This is a genomic window from Bacillus sp. FSL L8-0199, from assembly GCF_038005705.1.
GTDB classification, from domain to species: Bacteria; Bacillota; Bacilli; order Bacillales; family Bacillaceae_G; genus Bacillus_A; species Bacillus_A cereus.
This window is the reverse complement of the sequence record NZ_JBBOTS010000001.1, coordinates 90,001-106,494: the sequence shown is the minus strand read 5'-3', so window position 1 is coordinate 106,494 and position 16,494 is coordinate 90,001. Positions and strand designations below refer to the sequence as shown.

Below are 16,494 nucleotides of genomic sequence, written 5' to 3'. Positions count from 1 at the left end.
CTTATCCTCTTTTCCATCTTGTACCTTGAGCGGTATCTTCTAAAATAATATTACGTTCTTTTAAATCGTCACGAATTTGATCAGACAATGCGAAATCGCGATTTTTACGAGCTTCAATGCGCTTTTGGATAAGCTCTTCAATTTCTTCATCCAGTAATTCTTCTTTTGATAATTCTAATCCTAAAATATCAAATAACGTTTCCAGTTGTTTTACGTATGCTTCAATCACAACTTTAGATGTATGCTCTTCAAGTAAATATTGATTTGCATGATTTGCTACGTTGTATAATTCGGTAATTGCATTTGCAGTGTTAAAGTCATCATTCATTGCCTCTTCAAATGCAGTCTGGAATTTCTCTATTTCAGCTAACCATTTCTCATTATGGTCCGTTAAATCCGTACTACTCTCCATACGATGCTTTAAGTTTCCATAAGCTGTTTTAATTCTTTCCAGTCCATTATTCGTACTTTGTAATAACTCTTCACTAAAGTTAATCGGGTGACGATAGTGTACTGATAACATAAAGAATCTAATTAACTGCGGGTCGTATTGCTTAATAATATCGTGAACTAAAATAAAGTTACCAAGCGATTTAGACATCTTCTCATTGTTAATATTAATATATCCATTATGCATCCAGTAACGTGCAAACGTTTTTCCAGTCAATGCCTCTGACTGCGCAATTTCATTTTCATGATGCGGGAACGCCAAATCTTGCCCACCAGCATGAATGTCAATTGTATCCCCTAAGTACTTACGCGCCATTGCTGAGCATTCAATATGCCATCCTGGACGTCCTTGCCCCCAAGGGCTTTCCCAGAAGATTTCTCCTTCTTTCGCAGCTTTCCATAAAGCAAAATCAAGAGGGTCTTGTTTCTTTTCCCCTACCTCAATACGAGCACCGTGACGTAAATCTGCGATTGGTTGATGTGATAATTTACCGTAACCTTCAAATTCCTTCGTCTTAAAGTACACATCACCCTCTGATTCATATGCATACCCTTTATTCACAAGTTCTTGAATAAATTCAATAATGATATCCATATTTTCTGTTACACGAGGATGAACTGTTGCATGTTTGCAACCTAGTGCTGTCACATCTTCAAAGTACGCTTCAACAAAACGATCAGCAATCGTTGGTACATCTTCACCTAATTCATTTGCCGCTTTAATTAATTTATCATCTACGTCCGTAAAGTTAGATACATATTGCACATCGTATCCTTTGTATTCTAAATAACGACGCACTGTATCGAATACCATAGGAGGTCTTGCATTCCCAATATGAATGTAGTTATAAACTGTAGGTCCGCATACATACATCTTTACCTTATTTTCTTCTAATGGAACAAACTCTTCTTTTTGACGTGTTAACGTATTATAAATGTGAATAGTCATTTTTATCCTTCCTTTCTACCTTTAATTCCAATTGTTTCTTCAATTTATCAAGTTCTACTTCCATAGCCTTTAATTTATCAAAAATCGGATCTGGAAGGTCAGAGTGATTTAATTCTTGACCAATCTTTACTCCATTTTGAATAACGACACGGCCAGGTATACCTACAACTGTAGAATGTGCAGGAACTTCTTTTAATACGACAGACCCTGCTCCGATTTTAGAATTCTCTCCCACAGTAATAGACCCAAGAACTTTAGCACCCGTCGCAATTAATACATTATCCTGAATTGTTGGGTGCCTCTTCCCTTTTTCTTTTCCTGTACCACCTAATGTAACCCCTTGATAAATCGTTACATTATCACCAATTTCACAAGTTTCTCCAATTACAACTCCCATTCCATGATCTATAAAAAAGCGTCGACCAATAGTTGCTCCTGGATGGATCTCAATGCCAGTAAAAAAGCGACTCACTTGTGAAACAAAACGTGCAAGAAAGAAAAAATTCCTTTTATAAAAAGCATGTGCAATTCGATGGGCCCAAACTGCATGTAATCCAGAGTAAGTTAAAATGACTTCGAAATAACCTCTTGCCGCTGGATCCTGTTCAAAAACGACTTCAATATCTTCCCGAAGCCTCTTAAACATCGGTGTTCCCTCCCCTTTATGGGCTGCTTTTTTGTCGAACGAACTAACTCCCCTAACTCATCACTTCTCCCCTAATTCTTTATATAAGGGGAGAAATTCTATATCTCTACCTATTTACACGGTATAAAAAAAAAGGCGTCTCTGTCATATTGACAGAGACGCCTTTTAAGCGCGGTTCCACTCTGTTTAGGCTTAAAAAAGCCTCAAACTCATCCATGATAACGGTGTACACCGCTTCTGCTTACTTTGCGGCCTAAGACGTCCCACGAAGCAATTCGCTGTTCAGCAGAAGACTCGAAGGGGCATTTCAAAAACCCGCTTATAAACCACTCCCAGCCTAAAGGTGGTTCTCTCTGTAAAAAGCCTGATTTTCTACTTCTCCTTCTCGTCGCTTTTCCTTATTAGATTTTAGGTATACTTATTATATTTCTAAATCTAGAAAATGTTAACCAATTACTTTTTGAAGACGATTTAAAACTTTTTCTTTTCCAAGAAGTGCAATAGCATTCGGAAGCTCTGGACCATGCGTTTGTCCTGTAGTTGCAACACGGATTGGCATAAATAAATTTTTACCTTTATGTCCTGTTTCCTTTTGAACTGCTTTAATTGCTGCCTTAATTGCTGCTGGCTCCATTGCTTCTAGAGCTTCTATTTGACCAGCAAATGCACGAAGTACTTCAGGTACTTGTTCACCATTTAATACTTCTTGTCCTTCTTCTTCATAATCAACATGATCTTTAAAGAACATTTCAGAAAGCTCTACAATTTCAGCTCCAAAACTCATTTGTTCATGGTATAAAGCAATTACATCACGAATCCAAGCTTGGTCTTGTTCGCTTAAAGTTTCTCCCACACGTCCAGCTTTCACTAAATGCGGTAAGCTTAACTCTACAACCGTATCTAAATCTTGCTTTTTCATATACTGGTTGTTCATCCATTTTAGTTTTTGAGAATCAAATAATGCAGGTGATTTTGATAAACGAGCTGCATCGAACATTTTGATAAACTCATCTTTAGAGAAGATTTCTTCTTCTCCTACCGGAGACCAACCTAGTAGTGCAATAAAGTTAAAGATTGCTTCTGGAAGATACCCAAGCTCTTTATATTGCTCAATAAATTGAATAATAGATTCATCACGCTTACTTAACTTTTTACGACTTTCATTAACAATTAGAGTCATATGACCGAATTGTGGAATATCCCAGCCGAAAGCTTCATAAATCATCATTTGTTTCGGTGTATTTGAAATATGATCATCACCACGAAGTACATGTGTAATTTCCATTAGATGATCATCTACTGCTACTGCAAAGTTATAAGTTGGAATTCCATCTTTTTTCACAATAACAAAATCACCGAAATCATTTGAATGGAACGCAACTTCATCTTTTACAATATCTTTGAATGTGTAGTCACGATCAGCTGGTACACGGAAACGAATACTTGGAATACGTCCCTCAGCTTCAAATTCTTTCACTTGTTCTTCAGTTAATTCACGGTGGTTACCTGCGTAACGAGGTGTTTCACCGCGAGCGATTTGTCCTTCACGCTCTGCTTCTAGCTCTTCTTCTGTCATGTAACATTTATAAGCTAGACCACGCTCTAATAAATCTTCATATAATTTTTTATAAATATCTAAACGCTCTGTTTGGCGATATGGTCCAAATTCACCACCAACATCAACACCTTCATCCCAGTCCATACCGAGCCATTTCAAGTATTTTAATTGGCTTTCTTCTCCACCAGCCACGTTACGTTTTACATCAGTATCTTCAATACGAATAATAAATTTGCCATCTAAATGACGAGCAAATAAATAATTAAATAATGCCGTACGCGCATTTCCGATATGTAAGTGTCCTGTTGGACTTGGCGCGTAGCGCACTCTCACTTGCTTTTCCATAATTGGTACACCTTCCATTCTTAATGTCAACACATTCTATAATTGTACACCAAAAAAATGTGATTATCCATCTTACGAATTAAAAACCATTATTTTTTCTGTAATAAAACAACCGCTTGAGAAGCAATCCCTTCTTCTCTACCTGTAAATCCTAATTTTTCTGTTGTTGTTGCCTTTACATTAATGTTATTGATAGACGTTTCTAACAGTTCACTAATGCGCTTACGCATGCTCTCAATATGTGGTGCCATTTTTGGTTTTTGAGCAATAATTGTACAATCTAAATTTCCTAACTCGTAACCTTGTTCACGCACAAATTCCCAAACTTTTTGTAACAATACAGCTGAATCTGCATCTTTAAAAGCTGGGTCTGTATCAGGAAAATGCTTTCCGATATCTCCTGCTGCAATCGCACCTAAACATGCATCAGCAATCGTATGTAACAATACATCTGCATCTGAATGACCGATTAATCCTTTCTCGTGTGGAATTGTAATTCCACCGATAATCAACGGACGCCCTTCCGCAAATTCATGTACATCAAAACCTTGTCCAATTCGAAACATCCTTACTTCCTCCTTAAGCTAAACTACTGAGCTTTATGACTCTATATTATATCGCTATCCTTATAAAGAAAAGCCCGGCTGTTGCCGAGCTTTTCTTTATTAACACATCATCAACTTTATTTCTTCTGAACACGAAGGAAACTTTCAGCAATTAGTAGATCTTCCGGAGTCGTCACTTTAATATTATAGTAACTCCCCTCCACTACACCAACTTGCTTCCCAACGCGTTCTACGAGACTTGCATCATCTGTGCCAAGAAAACAACTTTGCTTTGCGCTTCTATGAGCTTCTAGCAAAAGAGAAACAGAGAATCCTTGTGGTGTTTGTACAGCGTTAAGTTGAGACCGCTCTACCGTTTCTACAACAACACCCTGCTCTACTTTCTTAACAGTATCTTTTACTGGCACTGCACAAATGGAAGCTCCATATTTTTCTGCTGCAGTTAATACATCGCAAATCACTTTATTCGTTACGAACGGGCGCGCCCCGTCATGAACAAGAACATATTCGACACCACTCGCATACTGAAGTGCGTTATATACGCTATCTTGTCTTTCGGCTCCACCCTGAATAAATTGTACGTGCTTTTCAATCTGGTACTTCTGCACCAACTCTTCAAAATACGGGCGTTCTTCTTCGTTAATTGCCATAATAATACTTTTGCACGCTTTATCTTTTTCAAAAGCACGCAATGTGTGCACAATAATTGGTACTTCATCTATAAGTAAAAATAACTTATTTTTACCAGCACCCATTCGTTTCCCTTGGCCCGCTGCCGGAATAATTAATGTATACATATTAATAATCCTCTACTTATAATGCTTTTTCTAGCAATTTACGTTTTGCGAAAATCATACGACCAGCCGATGTTTGTAATACGCTAGTAACAAGTACATCAAGTTGTGAACCCACATACTCTCTACCATCTTCTACTACAATCATCGTACCATCATCTAAGTATGCAACACCTTGATTCTGTTCTTTACCATCTTTCACAACATAAACACTTAATTCTTCACCAGGGAGTACGACTGGTTTAATCGCATTAGCTAAATCATTAATGTTTAACACCGTAACCCCTTGTAATTCAGAAACTTTGTTTAAATTGAAATCGTTTGTTACTACAGTTCCACCAGTGATTTTTGCCAACTTTACAAGCTTGCTATCTACTTCTTGGATATCATCGAAATCGCCTTCATAAATTTCTACCGGAATTGGCATCTCCTTTTGAATACGATTTAAAATGTCTAGTCCTCTGCGGCCACGATTACGCTTTAAAGCATCTGAAGAATCGGCAATATGCTGAAGCTCTTCTAATACGAATTGTGGAATGACGATTGTTCCTTCTAAAAACTTTGTTTGGCAAATATCTGCAATACGTCCATCAATAATTACACTCGTATCGAGAATTTTCCAATGAGTCGTAGATTTTTCTGCTTCGACCTCTACCTCTTCATTCTCACTATTGTTTTTCTTCTTACCTCCGCGTTGGGGTAATGTAAATAATCCTAGCAATTCATTCCTCTTTTTAAATCCTACTTGGAATCCTAAATATCCAAGTAAAAGGGTGAAGAACACTTGCAACACCGTACTAATAACTGGAATTGTAAATTCACGAATTGGTATCAAAATTAAATATGCAACAATAAGACCAGAGATTAATCCTAATGTACCAAATAAAACATCTGCTACAGGCGCCTTTACAAGAGCCTCTTCAATATGCTTAATAAGTTGAACAATATAATCTACAAGCCAAAATGTTGTTAAAAATAAAATAATTGCACCAATAATTGCACGAACATACGATCCTTCCAACAAAGGAACCGCACCGATATCTAATACATTAATAATTTTTGGGATTAAGTAAATCCCTAACGCTCCCCCGATCACTAAAAAGAAGAGCTGTACAATCCGTTTTAACATCCAACCACCTCCTACTCATTATTAACCATTGTTTCGCTAATCAAAACGCCGAATGCAAAAGCGGACGTGTTTTTTTGTAAATAGTTTTATTTACCAATATATCATATCATATACCAAAAATGTTCTAGTGTCGTTATATTATAGAATCAATGTAATATTCTTAATTGTGTCTACTCATATAGAGATGCTCTTGAATTCTTTTTAGACCTTCTCGTATTTTCTTCGCTCTCACTTCTCCAATTCCTTCCACATCATCCAATTCATTAATAGTTGCTCGGCAAACACCTTGCAATGTTTTAAATCGATTAATTAAATTCTCGATAATAAGTGGCGGAACACGAGAAATCTTGCTTGTGATTCGGTATCCTCTAGGTGTCACACTTTCTTCTAAACTTGTTTGTCCTGAATACCCAAGTAATTTAACTAAATCACTATCCTCTAAAAGTTGTGTATTTGCAAGATCTTGTAACTTTTTCAAGATTTGATGATGGTCTTGTGTTTTCTCCTGGTGATAATCTTTAATTAACAATGCTGCCTCTGCCTCTAAATCAGCTAGTAATTCTGTAAGCTGTAAACGAATTAACCTACCTTCTGTTCCTAGCTCATGAATATAGCTCAATATTTCATTTTTTATACGCAGCACCATTTCAACACTATGTAAAACGTGAACCACCTCGGACATTGTAACGACCTCTTCAAATTCTAGAATACCCAAATTCGTAATGCCGTCATTCCATACAGCCTTATATTTTTCTAGCGTTTGAATTGCTTGATTTGCCTTCGTTAAAATGACACCTATATCTTTTAGTGTATAACGTAAGTTCCCTTGATATAGCGTAATTACATTACGTCTTTGTGAAATGGCCACAACAAGGCTGCCCGTCTGCTTTGCTACACGCTCTGCTGTTCGGTGACGCATACCTGTTTCAATAGAATCAATAGATGAATCCGGAACTAACTGTGCGTTTGCAATTAAAATTTTACTTCCAGTTTCATTTAAAATAAGTGCTCCATCCATTTTTGCTAATTCATATAAACTAGCAGGAGAGAATGCGCAATTAATATGAAAACCACCATCAACAATGCTTTTAATCTGCTCATTATACCCAAGAACAATTAGTCCCCCTGTTTGTGCGCGAAGTACATTATCTATCCCTTCGCGCAGTGGTGTTCCCGGGGCCACGAGCTGTAAAATATTAATTATACTTTTGACACGTTGCTTATTTTCTTCCATAGCCTAGCCTCCTAATGTCAAACGAAGCGCTTCTCCTAAATTAGAAACACCTACAACCTCAATCCCCTCTGGAATTGTCCACCCCCCTAAATTTTTTCTAGGAATGATAGCACGTTGAAATCCTAATTTAGCTGCTTCTTGTACACGTTGTTCGATTCTTGATACTCTTCTTATTTCTCCAGTTAATCCAACTTCTCCTATTACCGCATCAGTTGGTGCCGTAGATTTATCTCTAAAACTTGAAGCTATACTTAAGGCAACAGCTAAATCAATTGCCGGTTCATCTAATTTCAAACCACCAGCTACTTTTAAATACGCATCTTGATTTTGTAATAGTAAACCTGTTCTTTTCTCTAGTACCGCCATAATAAGCGAGACACGATTATGATCAATTCCTGTCGCCATTCTTCGAGGATTTCCAAAACTAGTAGGGGAAATTAATGCCTGTATTTCTACTAAAACTGGTCTTGTTCCTTCCATTGAGGCAACTACTGTTGAACCTGCAACTCCAACTGGTCTTTCCTCAAGGAAAATTTCAGAAGGATTTAAGACTTCTGCAAGGCCAAGTTCTTTCATTTCAAAGATACCCATTTCATTCGTAGAACCAAAACGATTCTTTACAGCTCGTAAAATACGATATGTATGGTGTCGATCTCCTTCAAAGTAAAGAACTGCATCGACCATATGTTCTAGCATACGCGGTCCCGCAATTGCACCTTCTTTTGTCACATGCCCTACGATAAAAATTGGGATTCCCTTTGTTTTTGCAAGTTTCATTAATTCTGCTGTACATTCACGTACTTGCGCCACACTACCAGGAGCTGATGTCACTTCAGGTAAATGTATCGTTTGAATAGAATCAATAACAACAAAAGCAGGATTCATCTCTTCAATATGTGCTGCAATACGCTGTAAATCTGTCTCTGATACAACAAATAGATTACTACCATTTACATGTAAACGATCTGCACGAAGTTTAATTTGCTTTGCTGACTCCTCACCTGATATATACAATACATCATATGAAGCATCTGCTAATTGCGAGGAAATCTGTAATAATAACGTTGATTTTCCAATCCCAGGGTCCCCACCAATAAGTACTAAAGATCCATCTACAATTCCGCCACCTAGTACACGGTTAAACTCCTGAAATTTTGTTTCAATACGTGCCTCAGACTTTGTTTCTACTTCTGTAAGACGTCTTGGTTTTGTTACTTCTGTTTGAATTGCATTTGCATAATTTAGGCGTCTGGATGATACAACGGGTTCCATCTCTTCAACAAGCGAATTCCATTGACCACACCCTGGACATTTACCCATATATTTTGGTGATTGATAACCACACTCTTGACATGTGAATTTTGTTTTCTTTTTAGCCATATCTTTTTATATTTCACTTCGCTTTCATCTATAAACATTTGACCTTCTCGTACAAGAAAGAGGGCTATCTCGTAGCCCTCTTAGTTTGTCTATACTTATTTTACCTTTTCAGCACTATGAATGACAAATGTTTCCCCTTCTACATCAAAGATAACTTTTTGCCCTTTCTCAATAGCACCTTTTAAAAGTTCTTCCGATAGTCTATCTTCTACATGCTTCTGAATTGCTCTACGTAGTGGACGAGCACCATATTCACGATCAAACCCTTTATCAGCAATAGCTGCAATCGCCCCTTCTGTTAATTGCAATTCAATTTCTTGTTCTTTTAAGCGATTCACTAACTGATTTACCATAAGAGTCACAATTTCTTGAATATGTTTTTTCTCAAGCATATGGAATACGATAATTTCATCAATACGGTTTAAGAATTCTGGACGAAATGCCTTTTTCAGCTCATCCATTACTTTACCTTTCATATCCGAATAATCACGGCTTTCATCTTGTACGTTAAATCCAAGATGTTTGTTACGTTTTAACGCCTCAGCACCAACGTTAGACGTCATAATAACAATCGTATTACGGAAGTCAACTGTACGTCCTTTAGAATCAGTTAAACGACCATCTTCCAATACCTGTAGTAAAATATTAAATACATCGGGATGCGCCTTCTCTACTTCATCTAATAGGACAACTGAATACGGCTTACGACGAACCTTCTCTGTTAATTGTCCGCCTTCTTCATACCCAACATATCCTGGAGGAGAACCAACTAAGCGAGAAGTTGAATGTTTCTCCATATACTCAGACATATCAATGCGAATCATTGCATCCTCATCACCGAACATAGATTCTGCCAATGCTCTTGCTAATTCTGTTTTACCTACACCTGTTGGTCCTAAGAAAATAAATGAACCAATTGGACGTTTCGGATCTTTTAGTCCTGCTCTTGCACGACGAACAGCTTTCGCTACAGCCACTACCGCTTCATCCTGGCCGATGACACGATCATGAAGAATGGATTCTAAGTTTAATAATTTATCAGTCTCTGTTTGTGCAAGTTTAGAAACAGGGATACGTGTCCATGTAGAAACGACATTTGCAATATCTTCTACCGTAACCTCTGAATTTTCTTTTCCTTGTTGCTCTTTCCACTGACGCTTTGTATCTTCCAATTTCTCACGTAAGCGTTGTTCCATATCACGTAAGGAAGCAGCCTTTTCAAACTCTTGACTTTGTACAGCCGCATCTTTTTCTTTTCGAATTTCCTCAAGCTTCACTTCAAGCTCTTTTAAGTTTGGTGGTGTTGTATAAGAGCGTAAGCGAACCTTTGAAGCAGCTTCATCAATTAAATCAATTGCTTTATCCGGTAAGAAACGATCCGTAATATAACGATCAGAAAGTTTTACAGCTGCATCAATTGCATCATCTGTAATAGACACACGGTGATGCGCCTCATAACGATCGCGTAAACCTTTCAAGATTTGAGTTGATTCTTCTAGACTCGGCTCATCAACATGAATTGGCTGGAAACGTCTCTCTAAAGCTGCATCCTTTTCAATATATTTACGATACTCATCTAAAGTTGTCGCACCAATACATTGTAATTCTCCGCGTGCTAAAGATGGTTTTAAAATATTTGATGCATCGATTGCACCTTCTGCTCCACCTGCACCGATTAATGTATGAAGTTCATCAATAAATAGAATAATATTCCCTGCTTGACGTATTTCATCCATTACTTTCTTTAAACGATCTTCAAACTCACCACGATATTTCGTCCCAGCTACCACTGTTCCCATATCTAGTGTCATAACACGCTTATCTCTTAACGTTTCAGGAACTTCATTATTTACGATTTGCTGTGCTAACCCTTCAGCAATTGCTGTTTTACCTACACCAGGCTCTCCAATTAACACTGGATTGTTTTTTGTTCTACGGCTTAACACTTCAATTACACGTTGAATTTCTTTACTACGTCCAATAACAGGATCCAAACGATTCTCACGTGCAACAACTGTTAAGTCGCGCGCTAAACTGTCTAGTGTCGGTGTATTGGCATTTGTCGATGAACCACCTTGGTGACCTGAACTCGCTTCGTTACTTCCAAGAAGTTGTAACACTTGTTGTCTTGCTTTGTTGAGGCTTACGCCTAAATTATTTAAAACACGTGCCGCTACACCTTCACCTTCACGGATTAAGCCAAGTAAAATATGTTCTGTTCCAACGTAAGAATGTCCTAGCTTACGCGCTTCATCCATAGACAATTCAATAACTTTTTTAGCACGAGGTGTATAATGTACAGTTTGAGAAGCTTCTGTTCCACGTCCAATTAACGCTTCTACCTCTTTTTGCACTTTTTCCGGGCTCAATCCAAGAGCAATTAACGCTTTTGCTGCAATTCCTTCACCTTCGCGTACAAGCCCAAGTAAAATATGTTCTGTTCCAATATTATTATGCCCAATGCGAATTGCTTCCTCTTGAGATAAAGCTAATACTTTCTGTGCTCTTTCTGTAAATCTTCCAAACATCATAGAAATCGCCTCCTACTTGCGCTTAGTTTTTTTCAATACGTAATCGCTCACGGATTAAGGTTGCTCTTCGATAATCTCTTTCTTCTGGTCCTAAAGGTCCTCCTGCGTATTGTTGTAAAATACCTGGTTGCGTAAGAACCATTAGCTCAGTCAAAATATTTCTCGATATACCTTTTATATATCCTAGATCAATACCAAGTCGTACATCCGATAAGCAAGTTGCCGCTTCTGCAGATTGAATTAAACGACTGTTTGCTAGTATACCGTAAGAACGATAAACCTTATCTTCAAGCTCAATACTCGAATTTTGTACAATTAATTCTCTGGCCAATTTTTCTTGTTGTATAATTTGCTGCATGACACTCTTTAAATCTGCAATAATATCTACTTCGGATTTCCCTAGCGTCATTTGATTTGATACTTGAAATATATTACCTAACGCTTCGCTACCTTCACCGTATATTCCTCTTACTACTAACCCTAATTTTTGAATTACTTGTATAATACGGCTAATTCTTTTTGTTAAAACCAGCCCTGGTAAATGAATCATTACAGAAGCTCTTAATCCTGTACCAACGTTAGTAGGACAACTCGTAATATATCCAAGTGATTCATCAAAAGCATATTCAACCTCTTTCTCAATCCAATTATCTATTTGATTAGCGCTTTGAAGCGCCTTTGATAACTGTAGCCCTGGAAATAGGCACTGAATCCTAATGTGGTCTTCCTCATTAAGCATCACACTAATGTGTTCGCTTTCTGATAACAGACATGCTCCATATTCGGTCCCTGCGAGATTTGGACTAATTAAATGCTTTTCGACTAAAACTCTCCTTTGAAGAGGCGTTAATTCATTCATTTTTAATAATCCAAACTTCCCAAAGGGCTCTACCGATTTATTTATAAATTTCTTTTTAAATAATTCTTGAACCTGTTGAGCTTCCTCTTCGTTTTGCATAGTAGAAAATTGATATTGCTTAAAATTACGAGCCAAACGAATTCGACTACTTAAAACAATATCAGAATCAGGGCCATCCCCCTTCATCCATGGACTAATCGCTTCATTCATAATTTTGTCCAGTGACATAGAACTACTCCCCCTCTCTATGCTCACTAAGCTGAGTTTCAAGCCCTCGAATTTCATCTCTTACCTCAGCAGCTTTCTCAAACTCCTCATTCTGTACATATTGTTTCAGAATAAGTTTTAGTTCATCTAATTCTTTCTTTAAGTGGATATTTCCTTCCATTCGTTCCGGAATTTTTCCACAATGTTCTGTATGTCCACCATGAAGTCGCTTTAACAATGGGTTTAAGTGTCCTTTAAATGTATCGTAACAAGAAGCACAACCAAAGCGTCCCACTTTTGTAAAATGTTCATATGTCATCTTACAATCTGGACATCTTACTGTATTTGTATTTGAAAACCCGTTTTTTTCTTCTCCAAACATTGTTGATTCACCGTGTAATAAACCAGCAAATACATCATGAAATGAAAAGTTAGACTGTGATGATTGAAAGAAAGACGTATAGCCACTTTGCTCCGCACATTGCTCACAAAGATGAACTTCCGCCTTCTTCTCGTTGATTACTTTTGTATAATGTAAAGTTGCTGGTCTTATATTACAGTTTTGACAAGTCATCAATATCCCCACCTTTACAATAGGAACGATCTACCTCATGATACTTTTCATACATTACTAGATTGTCCTCTTTCCTTAATCCATTTAGATAAAAGTACATGCTCTTTTTCAAAACTTCTACAATATTTAACTGCCCTATCTTAATTATCATTCTTTTACAAAAGCTGTATTTATTTATATTTCAGTGTTCTTAACATTGCGCATAATATTCGAGCCCTAAGTTCATCTCGAGAAGGAATATCCATTGATAATACAGAACGATCTAGTACACTTAACATTAGTTTTGCTTCACGGCCTGTTATAATTCCCTCTTCTAATAAACGTATAATCATACTCTCTGCATTCCCTTGTGCAACGCTATGATCAATCATATGAAGCATTTGATCAATAATGTCTATATCATCATGCAGTTTGACTTTTATAATGCGAATGTAACCTCCACCACCACGTTTACTTTCTACTATAAATCCTCTTTCTAATGTAAAACGGGTATTGATTACATAATTGATTTGAGATGGTACGCACTCGAATCGATCCGCAATCTCATTTCTTTTGATTTCAATCACATTATTATTACTTAAGTCAATAACTTGCTTTAGATATTGCTCAATGATATCAGATATATTTCTCATTTATCCGCCACCTTTATTGACTTTGACTATCTTTGACTTTAATTATATACGTATTAATAAAATTTGCAACTCTTTTGCTTATTCACTATCCTAGCCACATTCCCCTGTATTTAATCAACATGGTAATTATTTAAGCACATTTTTTTAATTACTATGGATTATAAAAGAAAACACGAAAAAACACGAGTCATTTGACTCGTGTTTAGTTGCTTGGCGACGTCCTACTCTCACAGGGACAAGGTCCCAACTACCATCGGCGCTAGAGAGCTTAACTTCCGTGTTCGGTATGGGAACGGGTGTGACCTCTCTGCCATCATCACCAAACTATGAAGGCATATTCCTTCAAAACTAGATAACATTTGCTACATATTATATGGTTAAGTCCTCGATCTATTAGTATTCGTCAGCTCCACATGTCACCATGCTTCCACCTCGAACCTATCAACCTGATCATCTTTCAGGGATCTTACTAGCTTACGCTATGGGAAATCTCATCTTGAGGGGGGCTTCATGCTTAGATGCTTTCAGCACTTATCCCTTCCGCACATAGCTACCCAGCTATGCCCTTGGCAGAACAACTGGTACACCAGCGGTGCGTCCATCCCGGTCCTCTCGTACTAAGGACAGCTCCTCTCAAATTTCCTACGCCCACGACGGATAGGGACCGAACTGTCTCACGACGTTCTGAACCCAGCTCGCGTACCGCTTTAATGGGCGAACAGCCCAACCCTTGGGACCGACTACAGCCCCAGGATGCGATGAGCCGACATCGAGGTGCCAAACCTCCCCGTCGATGTGGACTCTTGGGGGAGATAAGCCTGTTATCCCCGGGGTAGCTTTTATCCGTTGAGCGATGGCCCTTCCATGCGGAACCACCGGATCACTAAGCCCGACTTTCGTCCCTGCTCGACTTGTAGGTCTCGCAGTCAAGCTCCCTTATGCCTTTGCACTCTACGAATGATTTCCAACCATTCTGAGGGAACCTTTGGGCGCCTCCGTTACACTTTAGGAGGCGACCGCCCCAGTCAAACTGCCCACCTGACACTGTCTCCCGGGTCGATAAGACCCGTAGGTTAGAATTTCAATACAGTCAGGGCGGTATCCCACCAGCGCCTCCACCGAAGCTAGCGCTCCGGTTTCAATGGCTCCCGCCTATCCTGTACAAACTGTACCAAAATTCAATATCAGGCTACAGTAAAGCTCCACGGGGTCTTTCCGTCCTGTCGCGGGTAACCTGCATCTTCACAGGTACTATAATTTCACCGAGTCTCTGGTTGAGACAGTGCCCAAATCGTTACACCTTTCGTGCGGGTCGGAACTTACCCGACAAGGAATTTCGCTACCTTAGGACCGTTATAGTTACGGCCGCCGTTTACTGGGGCTTCAGTTCAGAGCTTCGCTTACGCTAACCCCTCTCCTTAACCTTCCAGCACCGGGCAGGTGTCACCCCCTATACTTCGCCTTACGGCTTCGCAGAGAGCTGTGTTTTTGCTAAACAGTCGCTTGGGCCTATTCACTGCGGCTTTCCGTTAAGAAAGCACCCCTTCTCCCGAAGTTACGGGGTCATTTTGCCGAGTTCCTTAACCAGAGTTCTCTCGCACACCTTAGGATTCTCTCCTCGCCTACCTGTGTCGGTTTGCGGTACAGGCACCTTTTATCTCGCTAGAAGCTTTTCTTGGCAGCGGGGAATCAAAGACTTCGCTCCATAAGGAGCTTCCCCATCACAGCTCAGCCTTCACGATAAGCGGATTTGCCTACTTATCAGCCTAACTGCTTGGACGTGCACAACCAATCGCACGCTTCTTCTATCCTTCTGCGTCCCTCCATTGCTCAAACGATAAAGAGGTGGTACAGGAATATCAACCTGTTGTCCATCGCCTACGCCTGTCGGCCTCGGCTTAGGTCCTGACTAACCCTGAGCGGACGAGCCTTCCTCAGGAAACCTTAGGCATTCGGTGGACGGGATTCTCACCCGTCTTTCGCTACTCATACCGGCATTCTCACTTCTAAGCACTCCACCAGTCCTTACGGTCTGACTTCACTGTCCTTAGAACGCTCCCCTACCACTGATACCATTCGGTATCAATCCGCAGCTTCGGTGGTGTATTTAGCCCCGGTACATTTTCGGCGCAGAGTCACTCGACTAGTGAGCTATTACGCACTCTTTAAATGGTGGCTGCTTCTAAGCCAACATCCTAGTTGTCTAAGCAACTCCACATCCTTTTCCACTTAATACACACTTTGGGACCTTAGCTGGCGGTCTGGGCTGTTTCCCTTTTGACTACGGATCTTATCACTCGCAGTCTGACTCCTAAGGATAAGTCATTGGCATTCGGAGTTTGACTGAATTCGGTAATCCGATGAGGACCCCTAGTCCAATCAGTGCTCTACCTCCAAGACTCTTACACTTAAGGCTAGCCCTAAAGCTATTTCGGGGAGAACCAGCTATCTCCAGGTTCGATTGGAATTTCTCCGCTACCCACACCTCATCCCCGCACTTTTCAACGTGCGTGGGTTCGGGCCTCCATTCAGTGTTACCTGAACTTCACCCTGGACATGGGTAGATCACCTGGTTTCGGGTCTACGACCACGTACTAAACGCCCTATTCAGACTCGCTTTCGCTGCGGCTCCGCCTCTTC

At 39.3% G+C, this 16,494-nt stretch carries 12 protein-coding genes, 2 rRNA genes and 1 other annotated feature (1 of these 15 only partly in view); all 14 genes read right to left on the bottom strand.

Annotated elements, in window-relative coordinates:
* Nucleotide 1 precedes the first annotated feature (1 nt).
* On the bottom strand, nt 2–1,399 hold the full coding sequence (gene cysS / locus NST86_RS00565; RefSeq protein WP_000152276.1) for a cysteine--tRNA ligase: 1,398 nt from the start codon (nt 1,397–1,399) through the stop codon (nt 2–4).
* Nucleotides 1,380–2,045, bottom strand: a complete 666-nt coding sequence (gene cysE / locus NST86_RS00560) for a serine O-acetyltransferase (protein WP_000476497.1) — start codon at nt 2,043–2,045, stop codon at nt 1,380–1,382. The genes cysS and cysE overlap by 20 nt, the downstream gene beginning before the upstream one ends.
* Before the next feature lie 151 nt (nt 2,046–2,196).
* Nucleotides 2,197–2,443, bottom strand: a binding site (T-box leader).
* Between the two features lie 47 nt (nt 2,444–2,490).
* Complete coding sequence (gene gltX / locus NST86_RS00555) at nt 2,491–3,948, bottom strand: glutamate--tRNA ligase (RefSeq protein ID WP_000415143.1); 1,458 nt, start codon at nt 3,946–3,948, stop codon at nt 2,491–2,493.
* An 89-nt stretch (nt 3,949–4,037) separates the two neighbouring features.
* Nucleotides 4,038–4,514, bottom strand: a complete 477-nt coding sequence (gene ispF / locus NST86_RS00550; RefSeq protein ID WP_000488388.1) for a 2-C-methyl-D-erythritol 2,4-cyclodiphosphate synthase — start codon at nt 4,512–4,514, stop codon at nt 4,038–4,040.
* Between the two features lie 116 nt (nt 4,515–4,630).
* Nucleotides 4,631–5,311: a 2-C-methyl-D-erythritol 4-phosphate cytidylyltransferase gene (gene ispD, locus NST86_RS00545; protein WP_061663735.1), complete on the bottom strand. Its 681-nt coding sequence runs from the start codon at nt 5,309–5,311 to the stop codon at nt 4,631–4,633.
* Between the two features lie 16 nt (nt 5,312–5,327).
* The gene (locus tag NST86_RS00540; protein ID WP_000919677.1) at nt 5,328–6,437 is read right to left on the bottom strand and encodes a PIN/TRAM domain-containing protein; all 1,110 of its coding nucleotides are present in this window, start codon (nt 6,435–6,437) and stop codon (nt 5,328–5,330) included.
* Nucleotides 6,438–6,597: 160 nt separating this feature from the next.
* Nucleotides 6,598–7,671 carry a DNA integrity scanning diadenylate cyclase DisA gene (disA, locus tag NST86_RS00535; protein ID WP_000392159.1) on the bottom strand — a complete coding sequence of 358 codons (1,074 nt, stop codon included), beginning with the start codon at nt 7,669–7,671 and terminating at the stop codon, nt 6,598–6,600.
* 3 nt (nt 7,672–7,674) lie between these two features.
* Complete coding sequence (gene radA, locus NST86_RS00530) at nt 7,675–9,051, bottom strand: DNA repair protein RadA (protein ID WP_001085202.1); 1,377 nt, start codon at nt 9,049–9,051, stop codon at nt 7,675–7,677.
* Between the two features lie 95 nt (nt 9,052–9,146).
* Nucleotides 9,147–11,582 carry an ATP-dependent protease ATP-binding subunit ClpC gene (clpC, locus tag NST86_RS00525; protein ID WP_000971184.1) on the bottom strand — a complete coding sequence of 812 codons (2,436 nt, stop codon included), beginning with the start codon at nt 11,580–11,582 and terminating at the stop codon, nt 9,147–9,149.
* A gap of 22 nt (nt 11,583–11,604) precedes the next feature.
* Complete coding sequence (locus tag NST86_RS00520; RefSeq protein WP_000050843.1) at nt 11,605–12,669, bottom strand: protein arginine kinase; 1,065 nt, start codon at nt 12,667–12,669, stop codon at nt 11,605–11,607.
* A 4-nt stretch (nt 12,670–12,673) separates the two neighbouring features.
* Nucleotides 12,674–13,222 (bottom strand): UvrB/UvrC motif-containing protein, encoded by a 549-nt coding sequence (locus NST86_RS00515; RefSeq protein WP_000128397.1) that lies wholly within the window; start codon nt 13,220–13,222, stop codon nt 12,674–12,676.
* A gap of 170 nt (nt 13,223–13,392) precedes the next feature.
* Nucleotides 13,393–13,854, bottom strand: coding sequence for a transcriptional regulator CtsR (gene ctsR, locus NST86_RS00510; protein ID WP_001244558.1), 462 nt, complete (start codon nt 13,852–13,854; stop codon nt 13,393–13,395).
* A 208-nt stretch (nt 13,855–14,062) separates the two neighbouring features.
* A 5S ribosomal RNA gene (gene rrf, locus NST86_RS00505) occupies nt 14,063–14,178 on the bottom strand.
* A 49-nt stretch (nt 14,179–14,227) separates the two neighbouring features.
* A 23S ribosomal RNA gene (locus NST86_RS00500) occupies nt 14,228–16,494 on the bottom strand; it runs 656 nt beyond the window's last position.

Excerpts from the sequence above, each read along its gene's own strand:
- disA (WP_000392159.1), bottom strand. The coding sequence starts at position 7,671 with ATGGAAGAAAATAAGCAACGTGTCAAAAGTATAATTAATATTTTACAG.
- NST86_RS00520 (WP_000050843.1), bottom strand. The coding sequence starts at position 12,669 with ATGTCACTGGACAAAATTATGAATGAAGCGATTAGTCCATGGATGAAG.
- ispD (WP_061663735.1), bottom strand. The coding sequence starts at position 5,311 with ATGTATACATTAATTATTCCGGCAGCGGGCCAAGGGAAACGAATGGGT.
- radA (WP_001085202.1), bottom strand. The coding sequence starts at position 9,051 with ATGGCTAAAAAGAAAACAAAATTCACATGTCAAGAGTGTGGTTATCAA.
- ctsR (WP_001244558.1), bottom strand. The coding sequence starts at position 13,854 with ATGAGAAATATATCTGATATCATTGAGCAATATCTAAAGCAAGTTATT.
- NST86_RS00515 (WP_000128397.1), bottom strand. The coding sequence starts at position 13,222 with ATGACTTGTCAAAACTGTAATATAAGACCAGCAACTTTACATTATACA.
- NST86_RS00540 (WP_000919677.1), bottom strand. The coding sequence starts at position 6,437 with ATGTTAAAACGGATTGTACAGCTCTTCTTTTTAGTGATCGGGGGAGCG.
- cysE (WP_000476497.1), bottom strand. The coding sequence starts at position 2,045 with ATGTTTAAGAGGCTTCGGGAAGATATTGAAGTCGTTTTTGAACAGGAT.
- cysS (WP_000152276.1), bottom strand. The coding sequence starts at position 1,399 with ATGACTATTCACATTTATAATACGTTAACACGTCAAAAAGAAGAGTTT.
- clpC (WP_000971184.1), bottom strand. The coding sequence starts at position 11,582 with ATGATGTTTGGAAGATTTACAGAAAGAGCACAGAAAGTATTAGCTTTA.
- ispF (WP_000488388.1), bottom strand. The coding sequence starts at position 4,514 with ATGTTTCGAATTGGACAAGGTTTTGATGTACATGAATTTGCGGAAGGG.
- gltX (WP_000415143.1), bottom strand. The coding sequence starts at position 3,948 with ATGGAAAAGCAAGTGAGAGTGCGCTACGCGCCAAGTCCAACAGGACAC.